This window comes from Roseovarius sp. MBR-6 (assembly GCF_040547525.1).
Taxonomy (GTDB): Bacteria; Pseudomonadota; Alphaproteobacteria; order Rhodobacterales; family Rhodobacteraceae; genus Roseovarius.
In genome coordinates, this window is record NZ_JBEPPW010000003.1 from 304,775 (window position 1) to 318,309 (window position 13,535).

Consider the following 13,535-nt stretch of genomic DNA (forward strand, 5'->3'; position numbering starts at 1 on the left):
AGACCGGCACCGAAATTTCACTGACGCATAAAGGGCTGCAAGACGAGGACGCTGTTGAGAGGCACCATGTCGGATGGTCCGGCTGGTTGAGTGAACTGCAAACGTTTCTGGAAGGTGAAGCATGACCGAACTGACCATATGGGTCTACGACTGGGTTCCCGAGGAACCGCGCGGCTTCGTACGCGACCTGCGGCTGAGATGGGCCTGCGAGGAAGCAGGTCTGCCCTATCAGGTGAAATCCACGCCGTTCAAGGAAAGGGGAGAGAATCATCTCAGACACCAGCCGTTCGGGCAGGCGCCGTGGCTTACCGATGGAGACCTGTCGATTTTCGAGAGTGGGGCGGGGCTGCTGCATCTGGCAGGGAAGAGCGAAATCCTGATGCCGCGCGATCCGGCAGGCAAGGCGGAGACGCTGCAATGGGTCATTGCGGCGCTCAACTCAATTGAAATGGTTTCGCTGCCGTGGTGGTTTCTGGAGGTGACAGGCGCCGAGGAAAACGGAATGACCGCGTGGCTGGAAAGTCGTCTGGACCACATGGAGCGCGTCCTTGCAGAGCGGCAATGGCTGGCCGCTGACCGTTTCACCATCGCCGATCTTCTCATGGCGGACGTGCTACGTGTCGGAAAGGTTCGTGCGTTCGGTGACCGAACGGCGACCGAGTCATATGTGGCGCGGATCACGGCGCGGCCGGCCTTCAAAAAGGCTCATTCCGACCAGATAGCACATTTCGCGGCGGCTGACTGACCGCCCCGAGACAAGGCAAAGCGAATGACCGAAGACAACATCCTCCCTTCCTGATCACTCGCCTCTGAAGGAAGGTTCGGGTTGCGAGAATTGAGCCGATACTGAGATGACAATGACCGACGACAGAATTGCGCTGATCGACCTGGTTGGTAGACAGGATGACGGCGACCTTGTGCGCGCGATGCTGGCCATCTGTCACCCGTGTCACTGCCAGTCGCGACCGAACCGGACCTCCATTCAAATCTCTCGGCATGTAAATGATATCAATGGCTTGATGAGTGGAGAAGGTTGTCTTTCAGGCCCATCCCCTCCGCCATCATCCCTGTTGCGAACACAGACAGGCGCCCATCGCGGCGCGGAAATAGTTGTGTTTTCAAAGGGCTTTGCCTCCCCCATGCGAACCTCTGAGACTACGCGCCAAGCCCGTTTCGGGCTCTGAACGCCGCTCCGTCTCTGTTCGGGCGAACCTCACCGAATTCGGTTCGGTTGGATTTTTTCACGCTTTTCCAATGGCCTGAGTTTCAACCCCGCCAAAACTTCGGGCCTTGTGTCAATCGCCTTCGAGGGGAACGGAACCGCAACGCAAGGGAGGCGCAGCCGTTGGGTGCGCTGGCAGAATGGCGCGTAGCGATGACGGTGATTTGCCGGGTTCAAGCTGGAAAGCCTTGATGACAAAAGGACTTCCCGCCCGTAGCCTGGCGCAATGTCGAACGGGCCTTGGACGGACGAAGAGAACGATCTGATCGTCGCGGATTACTTCGCGATGCTGGTCGATGATCTCGCGGGGAAACCCATGAACAAGGCGGCATCATATCGACAGCTTGCAGACCGGATCGATCGGTCCGCAAAGGCAATCGAATACAAGCACCAGAACATCAGTGCTGTGCTCAAGGCGTTGGGCGAGACGTGGCTGACTGGCCTCGCACCCGCCTTCAACTTCCAGAGCTCGCTTGAGGATGCCGTTCTGCGATGGATGAGCTCGCATCCGGAATGGGTCCTGCGGGCCCCGGGCAGCCGACCACCCAACGGCCTCTATGATGCGGCGCAGATCTGGATCGGGCCGCCGCCGACGATGTCGAACCAGCCGCCACCGCAGGAGCTGGACCTGATGTTGCGGATCGCCAGGAAGTCCGACGTGGCCGGCCGCGACGAGCGTAACCGTGTCCTTGGCCGCGCGGGAGAGGAACGCGTGCTGGCCTACGAGCGGTCGGTGCTGCGGTCAGCGGGGCGCGATGACCTGGCGCGCAAGGTTCGCTGGGTGTCGGAGGAGGACGGGGACGGTGCCGGCTACGACATTGCCAGCTTCGAGCGGGACGGCCGGTCGCGACTGATCGAGGTGAAGACGACAAACGGCTGGGACCGGACACCATTTCACATCACGCGCAACGAACTGGCCGTGGCCGAGGAGCGGCGTGCGGAATGGTGCTTGTTCAGGCTGTGGAACTTCTCACGCGAGCCGAAGGCCTTTGAACTGCGCCCGCTGCTCGATGCCCATGTCTCGCTGACGGCGACGTCGTATCGGGCGAGCTTTCACTGAGGCTCAGTCGAACACCCGCCCCGGCTGCTCGTCCCACAGCAGAGACGCCACGAAGCACAGGTCGTAGATGCTGATCGTCGAGGGTTCTCGGTGGATCACCAGCCGCTCGAGGACGTCAGGCGCGAGCCAGGCGAGGCGCAGGAGGCGGCTGACGTAGCGGTCGGACAGGCCCTCGTCGGCGGCGAGATCGGCGAGCGTGGCGACGTCGCCGCGTTCCAGCCGCTGCCGCCAGCCCCATGCCCGGCCAATGGCGCGCAGCAGGTGAGGATCCTGCCCACGACCCATGGCGGCCTCGACATTCTTCGGCGGCAGGATCCGGGGGCGACCGCCGCGACGGCGGAGTTCGAGCGGGATGTGGACGCGCAGGGTCTCAGGCTCGCGCATCAGGCCACCGCCTTCTTCGGCGGGGCCATCAGGGCCGCGATGGCGCCGAGGCCGTCGTGGCGCAGGTCGATGGCGAGGCCCGCCTCGCTTACCGTGATGCGCGCGACCAGCAGCTGGACGATGCGGGCCTGCTCGGCCGGGATCAGCGCCCTCCAGAGATCGTCGAACTGCGCCAGAGCGGCGACGACCTTGGTCTCGTCGAGATCGGGACGGTCCTTCCGGACCGCTCGCGCGGTGCGCGCCGCGACTTCGGGTGTGCGCAGCATCCGGCGGATTTCGCCGATGACGGCCTCCTCGACCATGGCACCCGGCAACCGCTGGGGCCCGCGCAGCTCGGCCGCTGGGCGCTTCCGGATCACGTCCATGGACGTGTAGTAGCAGTAGCGCTTGCCCTTCCGCTTGGTGTGGTGGGGCGTCATGGCGGCGCCCGTCTCGGTGAAGATCAGCCCGCGCAGGAGCGCCGGTTGCGCCGCCCGCGCCACCGCCCCGCGGGCGACGCGGTTGTTGGCGATGACCTCGTGGACCTCGTCCCATAGCTTCTGGTCGATGATCGCCTTGTGCTCACCGGGATAGACCTCATCCTTGTGCACGGCGAGGCCGAGATAGACCTTGTTGTGCAGGAACTTCAGCAGGTAGCCCCTGTCGAACACCGCCCCGCGCTTGGTGCGGATCCCGCGCGCGTGCAGTTCCTTCAGCACCTGTGCGGTGGAACTGGAGCGGGCGTAGAGGCGGAAGATCGTGCGGACCTGTTCGGCTTCGGCGGGCTCCATCACCAGCTTGCGGTCCTTCACCACGTAGCCCAGCGGCACCGGGCCGCCCATCCACATGCCCTTCCGACGCGAGGCCGCAAACTTGTCGCGGATGCGCTCGCCGATCACCTCGCGCTCGAACTGGGCGAAGCTGAGCAGGATGTTCAGCGTCAGCCGCCCCATCGACGTCGTGGTGTTGAAGGACTGCGTGACCGAGACGAAGGTGACGCCGTGGCGATCAAAGACCTCGACCAGTTTCGAGAAATCCATCAGCGCGCGGCTGAGGCGGTCGATCTTGTAGACCACGACCACGTCGATCAGCCCGGCCTCGATGTCGGCGATCAGCTGCTGCAACGCAGGCCGGTCCAGCGTCCCGCCGGAAAAGCCACCGTCGTCATAGCGGTCCCGCAGCGCCACCCAGCCTTCGGCCTTCTGGCTGGCGATGTAGGCCTCGCAGGCCTCCCGCTGCGCGTCGAGGCTGTTGAACTCCATGTCGAGTCCTTCCTCGCTCGACTTTCGGGTGTAGATCGCGCAGCGCAGGCGGCGGACGGGTTCGGGGTTGGTGCGGTTCATGAGCGGGCCTCCGCACCATGGGCGAGCCCGAAGAACTTCCACCCGTTCCAGTGACTGCCGGTGATCGCGCGCACCGCGGCCGAGAGCGACTTGAAGCGCCGCCCCTGCCATTCGAACCCGTCGGTCAGGACTGTGACGACATGTTCCTCGCCCTGCCACTCGCGCACCAGCTTTGTGCCGGGGATCGGGCGGCGGGGATCCGCGATCAGCGGACCCGCCGCCCCCGAGGCGACCTCGGTCGCCAGCGCGTCCAGCGTGCGGCGCGTGGCGGGCTTGATGCCACCATGGGCGAGTTCCTGGATGCGGTAGCCGATCCGGAGCTCCAGGTTCCCCCGGCTGGCGTTCGGCGCGGGTTCGCCGAACATGACCCGCCACTTCCCCTGCAGCTCGGGCACCGTCATCGCCTTCAGCCCGGCCAGTTCGGCCAGGACGTCGATCCCCTCCGCTTGGCGCGCGAGCGTAGCCTTTGCTGCTGATTTCCTTGTATTTTTCCTCATGCGTCGTCTCCAACTCGGTTTTGCACCTGTCTCCGACGACGGCGTCTGAGGGCGAGAATGTCCAGCGAACTGTCTCCGTCGAGCGGAGACTTTTCGTTCGTTTCCCGTGGGTTGGTGCGCGCGATAGCGCTGGCGAGGATGGCGGCCAGTTCCGCCAGCCGCTCATTGGTGGTGAGCGTCTCTGCGGGCGGCGCGAAGGCGATGTCGTCTGGCATGGGGAGCGAACCTCGTGAGGCGATTTGCTCCGTGTTCACCGCTCGCGGCGATGGATTTCAAGTCAAAACAAGGAGTTGTCGAAAGGGGGAGTAGCTTTGCGCAGCAGGTCGTGCATGTTGCGCTGGTGTTCACTTGACGCTGAATTCTAGAAAAGCTTGATTCATTGAAGGCGATAGCCCGTCAACGGTTGTGAACCTCAGCGGAACCGGACGTTGATCCCCCTGTCTCTATTCAGATTGAAAGGTCAGAAATTGGTATTGAAGGATCATGTTCGACGGCGGCGCCGGTTGGTGCCGCCCTTGCTTGCAATGATGGGGCAGAACTACTCGCCATACTCTTGGGCGACGCAACTTGTTCCGGAGTTCTTCTGGTTATCAATCTTGACCCGTGAGTTTGGGATGCAAGACGGCGTCGAAGCTGCCCAAGTCTTAGGGAAAACCGCCAGCGACACGAGCTCGAAAGATCCTAAGCCACTTTTTGCGAAACTTTCCTCATTCTCCGAACTAAGCCCAGAGGAGGGAGAGGAAGTAACGCATAAAATCCCATCCTGCATTTTGGAACGATTGAGAACTGCGCTGGAGCCAGTTTCTGCGATTTGGCCAGATTTTCCACTCGCTTTTCTGGGTATTTCATCTGCACAAAGTTCAAGCGTTGCGCTTGATAAGATCTCCGATATCCTTGAGGCACTGTATGATAGGCGTGGAAGAGATGCCACGCTAGCTGTGACCACGGCGGCCTACCTCGGCCTGACCCAGGGGCGAATTGTTCTTGCATCCGAAATGGCGACAAAGGCAGAAGAGGCTCTCCGGGATATAGAGAAATATCCATCCACCGATGAATCGCGGGCAGCTGGAGCGTTCTTCAGGGCCATGGCGCCAATGTTCCTGCTTGGCGACAATGGTGCTGGCGATCAAAAACTTAGCAATTGGGCCGCGTCCTTTTGGGAAACAATTTCTGATTTAGGTGGCTGCATCGGGAAGCACCAAGATATTCCAGAGCTTCCGGAAGTGACTGAGGGGATCGAAGGCTTCATTATTGCATATAGGCATTTTGCCAACAAGGATGTCAGATCGAGACAGGCCGCTTGGAAGATTGACTTGGGAAACGTTGAGGAGCAGCAAGTTCTGCTTGCCCTCCTTGCGCGTCAAGCGACTCTGGCTATCGAAATTGTGTCGGCGCCAAGCACCTGGAACCCAAATGTTGCACCTGTATTGCTTCGCGCAATGGCAGATGTTCACATCACACTTGTTTGGCTTCTTGGTGATCCAAAAGTCAGGGTCCCGATGTATGTGTCCGATGGGCTGGGAGCGATAAAATTGGAGATTGCGCATCGGGAGGAGGAGATAAAACGCAACCCAAGCGCGGCAACTGACGAGCACAACGCTTACACCGAATACCTCAAGAATTGGCTTGAATCGCAGAGGCTTGAGTTTCTGGTAGAGGTTAACCTTGGGAGCTGGTCTGGAAAGAATACAAGAATAATGGCTGAAGAGGCGGGCTGTATCGATTTCTACAACTATGTTTTCCAGCCTTTTAGCGCAGCGGTCCATTCCTACTGGTCGCATGTGGGCAGGATCAATGTAGAATATTGCGAGAACCCATCTCATAATTTCCACTTCCTACCCATCTTGCCCTCATTAGAACCCGACACTCATTGGTGTATGCTCGCGGCAAAATATCTTAGAAAGACACTTTCCGCGTTCGATGATGCACTGCAACTCGGGGAACTGCCATGTGAGTCCTTTCTCGTAGTTGTAGATGCTTTTTCGGAAAGAACTGAGTCGGATGAAGGGGAAACCTCTGGCCAAGGTTCCGATTGAATCAATTAGTGGAGAATACGGGTGTGTGTCGGCAGTCGGCTTCAATGTCGCATCGAACGTAGCACCATCTTATCGGTCTCCAGCCGCAGCGTCGCCCGCCACAACGGCGTCTTCATGAACACCGCGCCCTCGAACCGATAGCTCGGCGTTCCTCGCTCTTGCTGCAGAAGTCCCGCCCAACACAGCGGGCGCAGCACTTGGATGTAGAGCTGGCCCATCACCTCGTCATAGCGCGGGAGTGGCCCCTCCTCGGGCTCACCGAAGAGAACGCGGCGGAGGTGAGCGCCGGTTGCGCCGTCCTCGGTCTCGACGTTCAGCACGTTCAGGAACACATCCCAGTTGCCGAGGATCGGGGCGCCCTCGAAGCGCGACATACTGGCGTGGTTGATGCGGAACAGGAAGAACGGGACGACCGTGCCGAAGATCCGACCGGGATGGCCCGCCAGCGCCTCGCCTGCCTTGGTCAGGCGGAACTCGCCCTTGTAGTGTCGGCCGAGCTTCATCGCGATCATCAGGTCGTGCAGCACCATGAGCGGGGCGAAGTCCGGCTCATTCAGGACCTTGTTGACGGTGAAGAGGTCCGCCTCGGTGTGGCCGGGCCAGTCGAACTCGGCCGCGGCCTGGTGCACGAACACCCGCTTAAACGCCTTGGACGGTGTTAGGGGGATCCCGCCATGCTCACCGATCCAGGCGAGGGTCTTCTCGACTCCGCGCACCATCGGAGAGTGCGCCAACGCCAGATCGGCATCGTCGATTTCCTGAAACGCGATCATGATCGCCGATCTTTGCGCGCCAGATCCGCCATGGCCTTGCTCAGCAGATGCCGCGGGATGTTGATCAGCGCAAAGCGCTTCTTGTCCGATGGAGCCTCGTCGTATGACGCCTCGATCACCAGTTCGACGTGATCCTCGCTGGCGTGCAGCTCCACGGTGATGTCGGCGTCCTCGAAGTCCACTTCATGACGGCGGCCGTTTCCGCCCCGGATGATGACGTGGGCCATGCTCAGATCTCCCTAGCGAACCAACGGATGCGGCCGACGATGTGGATCTCGTCGGCCGTTCGCTCATATTCGGGATAGTGCTTGTTGTCGGAGATGACGCGGACCGCGGGCGGGTCGCTGTTCGGGATGTGCTCGAGCCGCTTGGCGACCAGCCCCATCCCGTCATCCAGCACGAAGATGCCGGGCGGGTTCGGCGCGCGACGGGTCATGTCGACCAGCACCGCGTCGCCGCTCAGCAGCGTCGGCGCCATGCTGTCGCCCTCGACGTGCATGATGCGCAGCTGCGACGGGCTGGCCTTAAGCTTGTGGCGGATCCACGACTGGCGGAAGTGATAGACACGGCCGGGCGTATCGCCATCTTCGATCACCACCGCACCGCCGCCCATCGAGGGCCGAGGCGTGGCGTGCGCGATGGCCACGAAGGCATCGTCGGGATTGTCCACGAAGGGGGGCGTTCCCTCGACCTCGCCGATACCGTGGATCAGCCAGTCGCGGTCCACCTTAAGCACGCGGGCGACCTCGGCCAGCCGGTCGAGGCCGGGGCGGGCGGAGCGGCCTCGCAGGATGTCGTAGACGAAAGAGCGGTGCACGCCGGCCATCTCGGCGACATGGGCAGGCGTCAGGCCAAGCTGGTTGGCGCGGGCCCGCAGGCGGTCGGCCAGGGTGTGCTGCTCGGTCATGTTTTCCCCAAGGGTATGTGGATGAAATAGGATAAAACAGGATTGATGCGGACCCGTCAAGCGATTAGAACAAAACCTAAACAATCGCACATGGGAATCGGGGGTCCGGATGGAGATCGAGAAGTCGTATTTCACCCTGCCGGAGATCCTCGATCGCTGGTCCATGTCCGAGGCGGACCTCGTCTACCTCGCCGAGAACGACCAGCTGCGGCTGTCGATCCGGGTGTTCAACCTGGCCGTCGAGCTCGGCGACTACGAGGAGACACCAGAGGGGGAGCGATTCTCCGTGCCCTTCGAGCGGGGCCCGTTCAACGGGCTCCTGGATCTCCACGCCCATGACGTCTTCCAGCTGTTCCGTCATGGCGAGGTGAAGCTCAGCCGCTTCCGCTCGCACAAGGCCGACTACGCCTGCTTGACCGGGGAGCGCGAGCAGATCACCGTGCGCAAGCGTGACGTGCTGCTAAGGCGCGAGGAACGCGACCGCTTCGAGGCCGAGACCGGATTTGCAGGCGCAGCGGCAGGACAAATGCCCGGTGCCTTCCATGCCTCGGCCGACTACCAGGACGTCTGCTGCAACGGTCAGCACTTTCGCCTCGGTGCGATCCAGGCGCAGGTCGTGCGCGCGCTGCACGAGGCTGCCGGGCGCGGCGAGCCTTGGCAGAGCGGGAAGGCCATCCTCGCCGCCGCGGGCTCGCGCAGCCTCAAGATGTCCGATGTCTTCAAGTCGAAGAAGAACTGGCGGCTGCTGATCGAGTCGGACGGCCGCGGCGCCTATCGCCTGCTCGGGCTCTGATCTCGCGCCATCCCTCCCATCCGCGCGCCCTCCCGATCCCTACGGTGGGATGCGCCGGGGGATGAGAGGGGGATGGCGATCCCCCACAGAGCCGTTCTCCCTTGGATTGAAAGGCTCCTGACGATCCCCCTCCGCATCCCACTCCAATCCTGACGACATCCCCTCGCGGGATTTCGCATCGTGCTCCCGACAAACGACACCGGGAGACGACGATGCAGCAGAAGACCTGCCTCACACAGAAGGAGCTCGCGCGGCGCTGGACGATCTCGCACCGCACGCTCGAGCGCTGGCGATGGGCCGGGGAAGGCCCCGCGTACATGAAACTCGGCGGCCGGGTGGTCTACCGGCTCGAGGACATCCTGGCCTTCGAGAAGGACCAGCTCACGCACACCGCTGACAGCGCGCGGGGGGCGGCATGATGAAGCGCCGGTCCGCCATCCACGGCAGCGTCGTGTCGATCTTCGGCGCCGCCGGTCCCGCGCTCGACGAGGTCGGGCTTTCCGCCTGGATCGCGCAGGCTGCCCCGGGCGAGGCGCTGGTCTATCACCGCGGGTTCCTCGCCGTCGACGCCACCGGTGCCGTCTCGAACCTCACGCCCGAGCGCCAGCGCATCCTGCGCGGTGTCGCGGCCGCCGCCTTGCGCGCCGCCGAGCAGCGGCTCGTCCACCTCGTGCAGGCCCGGCTCGGCCCCGACCACTTCGCCTACATCGCCGTCGCCCGGCCGAAGCCCGGCCCCGCCGGCGCCGCCCTTTCGATGCGCCTCCTCGAGGCCGCCTGACCCTATCCCCCATCACGGAGATCCCCATGCCGTTCCCTGAAAACACCCCCTCCATCGACGAGCTGATCAACCTGCCGGCGGGCGAGATCGCCCAGCTTCCGGTCGAGCTTCTGGCCGCAATGCAGCGCGAGATCGACGCTGCCGCGAAGCAGATGAAGGCCGTCACCGCGCGCTTCTCGACCGCCCTCGAGGTCCGTTACGCTGCCCGCGCCGCCGAAGGCCGCCGCGCCTGCGGCAAGGACACCGGCACCGTTCGCCTCGCCGATGGCGATTTCACCGTGGTCGCCGATCTGCCGAAGCGCGTCGAATGGGACCAGACCCAGCTCGCCGCCATGGTCGAGCGAATCCGCGCCGCGGGCGACGACCCGTCCGAATACGTCGAGATCAGCTTCAAGGTGCCCGAGCGCGCCTATCTCGCCTGGCCCGAGGCGATCCGCCAAGGCTTCGAGCCCGCCCGCACGGTGAAGGCCGGCGCGCTGAAGATCGCGATCCTGCCGCAGGAGGACCACGCGTGAGCCTCCCCATCATCACGGCCGATCAGCGGCTGGCCGAGACGCGGGGCATCAAGGGCGTGATCTTTGGCCCCTCCGGGATCGGCAAGACCAGCCTGCTTTGGACCCTCGAAGCCTCGACCACGCTGTTCTTCGACCTCGAGGCGGGCGACCTCGCCATCGAGGGGCTCCACATCGACGTGGTCCGGCCGCGCACCTGGAAGGAGTGTCGGGACTTCGCGGTCTTCATCGGCGGCCCGAACCCGGCGCTCCGGCCCGAACAGCCCTACAGCCAGGCGCATTTCGACGAGGTGTGCGGCCGGTTCGGCGATCCGCGCGTCCTCGCCAAATACGACACCGTTTTCATCGACTCGATCACCGTGGCCGGGCGGCTCTGCTTCCAGTGGTGCCGCGGGCAACCGGAGGCGCACTCGGAAAAGACCGGGAAACCCGATGTCCGCGGCGCCTACGGGCTTCACGGGCGCGAGATGATCGGCTGGCTGACCCACCTCCAGCACACGCGCGGCAAGAATGTCTGGTTCGTCGGGATCCTCGACGAGAAGCTCGACGACTTCAATCGCAAGGTATTCGTCCCGCAGATCGACGGCTCGAAGACCGGGCTCGAGCTGCCCGGCATCGTCGATCAGGTCATCACGATGGCCAGCCTTCCGGACGAGATGAACCGGCCTCAGCGGGCTTTCGTCTGCCAGACGCTGAACCCGTGGGGCTACCCGGCTAAGGACCGCTCCGGCCGCCTCGACCTGGTCGAAGAGCCTCATCTCGGCCGGCTGATGGAGAAGATCCGCGGCCCGCTGATCCCTGCGGAACGGCGGCTGACATATTCGCCACCGCAGCTGCCCGCCCCGCCCGGTGCGCCGGCGACCGACACCCATTCCTATCCCACCAACTGAAAGGACCCGAGCCATGTCCGGTCTCTGGAACGACTTCAACGATGCGCAGTCCAACACGAACCTCATCCCCAAGGGGACGCTCGCCAAGGTGCGGCTGACGATCCGCCCCGGCGGTTTCGACGACCCGTCGCAGGGCTGGACCGGGGGCTATGCCACCCGCGGCTCGACCGGGGCTGTCTACCTCAACGGCGAGTTCACGGTCACCGAGGGCCAATATGCCCGGCGCAAGATCTTCACGCTGATCGGTCTCTACAGCCCCAAGGGTCCGGATTGGGCCAACATGGGCCGCAGCCTCGTGCGCGGCATGCTGAACTCGGCGCGCGGGATCTCCGACAAGGATCAATCCCCGCAGGCGCAGGCGGCGCGGCGCATAAACGGTTTCGCCGATCTCGACGGGATCGAGTTCATAGCCCGGATCGACGTCGGCAGCGACGCCATGGGCGAGGAGAAGAACGAGATCCGCGCCGCGGTCACGCCCGATCATCGTGACTATGCGCAGGTGATGGGGCTGGCAGCGCAGCACGGGTATCAGCCGCCCGCGCAGCCTGCGGCGCAGGCGCCGGTCCAGCAGCCCGCGGCTGCGCCGGTGCCGGGACGTCCCGCATGGGCGCAGTGAGGGCACGATGCTCCTCCGTCCCCGCCAGAAACTCTTCGTGGAGCGCAGCCTTGCTGCGCTCTCCGCCCGCGACAACACGCTGGGCGTTGCGCCCACAGGCGCGGGCAAGACCATCATGCTCTCGGCCGTCACCGGCAGGATGACCGGGGACGGCGCCAAGGCTTGCGTGCTCGCGCATCGCGACGAGCTGACCAGCCAGAACCGGGCGAAGTTCGCCCGGGTCAATCCCGACATGGACACCTCCGTCGTCGATGCCACGACCAAGTCCTGGAACGGACAGGTCACCTTCGCCATGGCGCCGACGCTGTCACGCGCCGCCAATCTGCAGGCCATGCCGAAGCTCGATCTGCTGGTGATCGACGAGGCGCATCACGCGGTGGCCGAGAGCTACCGCCGCATCATCGACCGGGTGCGCAATGCCAACCCCGAGGCCCGCGTCTTCGGCGTGACGGCGACGCCCAACCGGGGCGATCGGAAGGGCCTGCGCGAGGTCTTCGACAACGTCGCCGACCAGGTGCGTCTGGGCGAGTTGATCGCGTCTGGCCACCTCGTGCCGCCGCGGACCTTCGTCATCGACGTGGGCGTGCAGGACGAACTGCGTTCGGTACGCAAGACTATGTCGGATTACGACATGGCCGAGGTGGCGGAAATCATGGACCGCGCACCGGTCACGGACGAGGTGATCCGCCACTGGAAGGAAAAGGCGGGCGACCGGCAGACCGTCGTTTTCTGCTCGACCGTCGCCCATGCCGAGCATGTGACGGAGGCGTTCCGCGAGTCCGGCGTCTCGGCCGCGCTCATCACCGGGACGCTCGAGGCGGGCGCGCGCAAGGGGATCCTTGACGCCTATGCCGCCGGTCGCATCCGCGTCGTCGTCAACGTCGCGGTGCTGACCGAGGGATGGGACCACCCGCCGACCTCCTGCGTCGTGCTGCTTCGGCCGAGTTCCTACAAGTCCACGATGATCCAGATGGTCGGGCGCGGTCTGCGCACCGTCGATCCGGCCGAGCATCCCGGCATCGTCAAGACCGACTGCATCGTGCTGGATTTCGGGACGTCGAGCCTGACCCACGGCACGCTGGAACAGGACGTCGACCTAGACGGCCACACGCCCACGGGCGAGGCGCCGACAAAGACCTGTCCGGCCTGCGCGGCCGACATTCCGCTTGGCTCCCGTGAATGCCCGCTCTGCGGCGAGTTGCTTGACGAACCCGAGGACGAGGCGCACAGCCAGGAGGCCGGGACCGGCAGCCTGTCCGGGTTCGTCATGTCCGAGATCGACCTCCTGAATCGGTCGAGTTTCGCCTGGGAGGACCTCTTCGGCGACGACGCCGCGCTCATGGCGAGCGGGTTCGGCGCCTGGGGCGGCGTATTCTTCCTCGAGGGCCGATGGCATGCCGTGGGCGGGGCGAAGGGACAGGCGACCTGCCTTCTTGGGGTTGGCGATCGCACCGTCTGCCTCGCGCGGGCCGACGACTGGCTGAACACCCACGAGAGCGACGAGAGCGCCTTCAAGTCGAAGCGCTGGCTGAGCCAGCCGCCGACCGAGAAGCAGCTGCAATACCTCTCGCCCGAACAGCAGCAGGATTACGGGCTCACTCGCTATCGGGCGTCTGCGCTGATCACCTTCCAGTTCAACCGCCGCGACATCCGGCGTCTCGTCATGTCGGCCGCGCCCGAGCGGAGGGCGGCGTGAGCCATGTCGCGCAAGTCCCATCCCCGCCCGCAGAGGCTCCGGATCGACC

Annotated in this window: 17 protein-coding genes; 10 read left to right on the forward strand and 7 right to left on the reverse strand. The window is 64.0% G+C overall.

What is annotated here, in order from left to right; translation table 11 throughout:
• Positions 1-121 precede the first annotated feature (121 nt).
• Both ABIE57_RS06165 and ABIE57_RS06170 read left to right on the forward strand, forming a co-directional pair.
• Positions 122-745 carry a glutathione S-transferase family protein gene (locus ABIE57_RS06165; protein ID WP_354538133.1) on the forward strand — a complete coding sequence of 208 codons (624 nt, stop codon included), beginning with the start codon at positions 122-124 and terminating at the stop codon, positions 743-745.
• Positions 746-1,448: 703 nt separating this feature from the next.
• Positions 1,449-2,282 carry a protein NO VEIN domain-containing protein gene (locus ABIE57_RS06170; protein WP_354538134.1) on the forward strand — a complete coding sequence of 278 codons (834 nt, stop codon included), beginning with the start codon at positions 1,449-1,451 and terminating at the stop codon, positions 2,280-2,282.
• A gap of 3 nt (positions 2,283-2,285) precedes the next feature.
• Here ABIE57_RS06170 and ABIE57_RS06175 read toward each other — a convergent pair whose 3' ends face one another.
• The 4 genes from ABIE57_RS06175 to ABIE57_RS06190 are packed head-to-tail and all read right to left on the reverse strand — an operon-like array spanning position 2,286 to position 4,700.
• Entirely contained in the window at positions 2,286-2,666 is a 381-nt protein-coding gene (locus ABIE57_RS06175; protein ID WP_354538135.1) for a ParB/RepB/Spo0J family partition protein, read from the reverse strand.
• Positions 2,666-3,988: a recombinase family protein gene (locus tag ABIE57_RS06180; protein WP_354538136.1), complete on the reverse strand. Its 1,323-nt coding sequence runs from the start codon at positions 3,986-3,988 to the stop codon at positions 2,666-2,668. The genes ABIE57_RS06175 and ABIE57_RS06180 overlap by 1 nt, the downstream gene beginning before the upstream one ends.
• Positions 3,985-4,485 carry a DUF2924 domain-containing protein gene (locus ABIE57_RS06185; protein WP_354538137.1) on the reverse strand — a complete coding sequence of 167 codons (501 nt, stop codon included), beginning with the start codon at positions 4,483-4,485 and terminating at the stop codon, positions 3,985-3,987. The genes ABIE57_RS06180 and ABIE57_RS06185 overlap by 4 nt, the downstream gene beginning before the upstream one ends.
• A complete protein-coding gene (locus ABIE57_RS06190) occupies positions 4,482-4,700 on the reverse strand; it encodes a hypothetical protein (protein ID WP_354538138.1) in 219 nt (72 codons plus the stop codon). Before ABIE57_RS06190 ends, ABIE57_RS06185 begins: the two co-directional genes overlap by 4 nt.
• 213 nt (positions 4,701-4,913) lie before the next feature.
• On the opposite strand from ABIE57_RS06190, the gene ABIE57_RS06195 reads away from it, so the two are divergent.
• Positions 4,914-6,521 (forward strand): DUF5677 domain-containing protein, encoded by a 1,608-nt coding sequence (locus ABIE57_RS06195; protein WP_354538139.1) that lies wholly within the window; start codon positions 4,914-4,916, stop codon positions 6,519-6,521.
• A gap of 41 nt (positions 6,522-6,562) precedes the next feature.
• Here the strand turns inward: ABIE57_RS06195 and ABIE57_RS06200 are convergent, their stop codons facing one another.
• Genes ABIE57_RS06200 through ABIE57_RS06210 form a run of 3 tightly spaced genes read right to left on the reverse strand, consistent with a single transcriptional unit; the run spans position 6,563 to position 8,201 of the window.
• Positions 6,563-7,294 (reverse strand): hypothetical protein, encoded by a 732-nt coding sequence (locus ABIE57_RS06200; RefSeq protein ID WP_354538140.1) that lies wholly within the window; start codon positions 7,292-7,294, stop codon positions 6,563-6,565.
• Positions 7,291-7,521 (reverse strand): hypothetical protein, encoded by a 231-nt coding sequence (locus ABIE57_RS06205; RefSeq protein WP_354538141.1) that lies wholly within the window; start codon positions 7,519-7,521, stop codon positions 7,291-7,293. Before ABIE57_RS06205 ends, ABIE57_RS06200 begins: the two co-directional genes overlap by 4 nt.
• 2 nt (positions 7,522-7,523) lie before the next feature.
• Positions 7,524-8,201: an XRE family transcriptional regulator gene (locus ABIE57_RS06210; protein ID WP_354538142.1), complete on the reverse strand. Its 678-nt coding sequence runs from the start codon at positions 8,199-8,201 to the stop codon at positions 7,524-7,526.
• A gap of 109 nt (positions 8,202-8,310) precedes the next feature.
• Between ABIE57_RS06210 and ABIE57_RS06215 the strand changes: the two genes are divergently transcribed.
• The 7 genes from ABIE57_RS06215 (at position 8,311) to ABIE57_RS06245 (ending at position 13,486) form a co-directional block, all read left to right on the forward strand.
• The gene (locus ABIE57_RS06215) at positions 8,311-8,994 is read left to right on the forward strand and encodes a hypothetical protein (protein WP_354538143.1); all 684 of its coding nucleotides are present in this window, start codon (positions 8,311-8,313) and stop codon (positions 8,992-8,994) included.
• Positions 8,995-9,206: 212 nt separating this feature from the next.
• Complete coding sequence (locus ABIE57_RS06220; RefSeq protein WP_007425318.1) at positions 9,207-9,413, forward strand: helix-turn-helix transcriptional regulator; 207 nt, start codon at positions 9,207-9,209, stop codon at positions 9,411-9,413.
• Positions 9,410-9,772, forward strand: a complete 363-nt coding sequence (locus ABIE57_RS06225) for a hypothetical protein (RefSeq protein WP_354538144.1) — start codon at positions 9,410-9,412, stop codon at positions 9,770-9,772. Before ABIE57_RS06220 ends, ABIE57_RS06225 begins: the two co-directional genes overlap by 4 nt.
• A 26-nt stretch (positions 9,773-9,798) precedes the next feature.
• Entirely contained in the window at positions 9,799-10,287 is a 489-nt protein-coding gene (locus ABIE57_RS06230; RefSeq protein ID WP_354538145.1) for a hypothetical protein, read from the forward strand.
• Positions 10,284-11,174 carry an ATP-binding protein gene (locus ABIE57_RS06235; protein WP_354538146.1) on the forward strand — a complete coding sequence of 297 codons (891 nt, stop codon included), beginning with the start codon at positions 10,284-10,286 and terminating at the stop codon, positions 11,172-11,174. The genes ABIE57_RS06230 and ABIE57_RS06235 overlap by 4 nt, the downstream gene beginning before the upstream one ends.
• Before the next feature lie 13 nt (positions 11,175-11,187).
• On the forward strand, positions 11,188-11,790 hold the full coding sequence (locus tag ABIE57_RS06240; protein WP_354538147.1) for a hypothetical protein: 603 nt from the start codon (positions 11,188-11,190) through the stop codon (positions 11,788-11,790).
• A gap of 7 nt (positions 11,791-11,797) precedes the next feature.
• Complete coding sequence (locus tag ABIE57_RS06245) at positions 11,798-13,486, forward strand: DEAD/DEAH box helicase (RefSeq protein ID WP_354538148.1); 1,689 nt, start codon at positions 11,798-11,800, stop codon at positions 13,484-13,486.
• Positions 13,487-13,535 lie beyond the last annotated feature (49 nt).

Bases quoted from the DNA above. Each gene is read 5' to 3' on its own strand.
- ABIE57_RS06165 (WP_354538133.1), top strand. From the start codon at position 122: ATGACCGAACTGACCATATGGGTCTACGACTGGGTTCCCGAGGAACCG.
- ABIE57_RS06170 (WP_354538134.1), top strand. From the start codon at position 1,449: ATGTCGAACGGGCCTTGGACGGACGAAGAGAACGATCTGATCGTCGCG.
- ABIE57_RS06175 (WP_354538135.1), bottom strand. From the start codon at position 2,666: ATGCGCGAGCCTGAGACCCTGCGCGTCCACATCCCGCTCGAACTCCGC.
- ABIE57_RS06180 (WP_354538136.1), bottom strand. From the start codon at position 3,988: ATGAACCGCACCAACCCCGAACCCGTCCGCCGCCTGCGCTGCGCGATC.
- ABIE57_RS06185 (WP_354538137.1), bottom strand. From the start codon at position 4,485: ATGAGGAAAAATACAAGGAAATCAGCAGCAAAGGCTACGCTCGCGCGC.
- ABIE57_RS06190 (WP_354538138.1), bottom strand. From the start codon at position 4,700: ATGCCAGACGACATCGCCTTCGCGCCGCCCGCAGAGACGCTCACCACC.
- ABIE57_RS06200 (WP_354538140.1), bottom strand. From the start codon at position 7,294: ATGATCGCGTTTCAGGAAATCGACGATGCCGATCTGGCGTTGGCGCAC.
- ABIE57_RS06205 (WP_354538141.1), bottom strand. From the start codon at position 7,521: ATGGCCCACGTCATCATCCGGGGCGGAAACGGCCGCCGTCATGAAGTG.
- ABIE57_RS06210 (WP_354538142.1), bottom strand. From the start codon at position 8,201: ATGACCGAGCAGCACACCCTGGCCGACCGCCTGCGGGCCCGCGCCAAC.
- ABIE57_RS06215 (WP_354538143.1), top strand. From the start codon at position 8,311: ATGGAGATCGAGAAGTCGTATTTCACCCTGCCGGAGATCCTCGATCGC.
- ABIE57_RS06220 (WP_007425318.1), top strand. From the start codon at position 9,207: ATGCAGCAGAAGACCTGCCTCACACAGAAGGAGCTCGCGCGGCGCTGG.
- ABIE57_RS06225 (WP_354538144.1), top strand. From the start codon at position 9,410: ATGATGAAGCGCCGGTCCGCCATCCACGGCAGCGTCGTGTCGATCTTC.
- ABIE57_RS06230 (WP_354538145.1), top strand. From the start codon at position 9,799: ATGCCGTTCCCTGAAAACACCCCCTCCATCGACGAGCTGATCAACCTG.
- ABIE57_RS06240 (WP_354538147.1), top strand. From the start codon at position 11,188: ATGTCCGGTCTCTGGAACGACTTCAACGATGCGCAGTCCAACACGAAC.
- ABIE57_RS06245 (WP_354538148.1), top strand. From the start codon at position 11,798: ATGCTCCTCCGTCCCCGCCAGAAACTCTTCGTGGAGCGCAGCCTTGCT.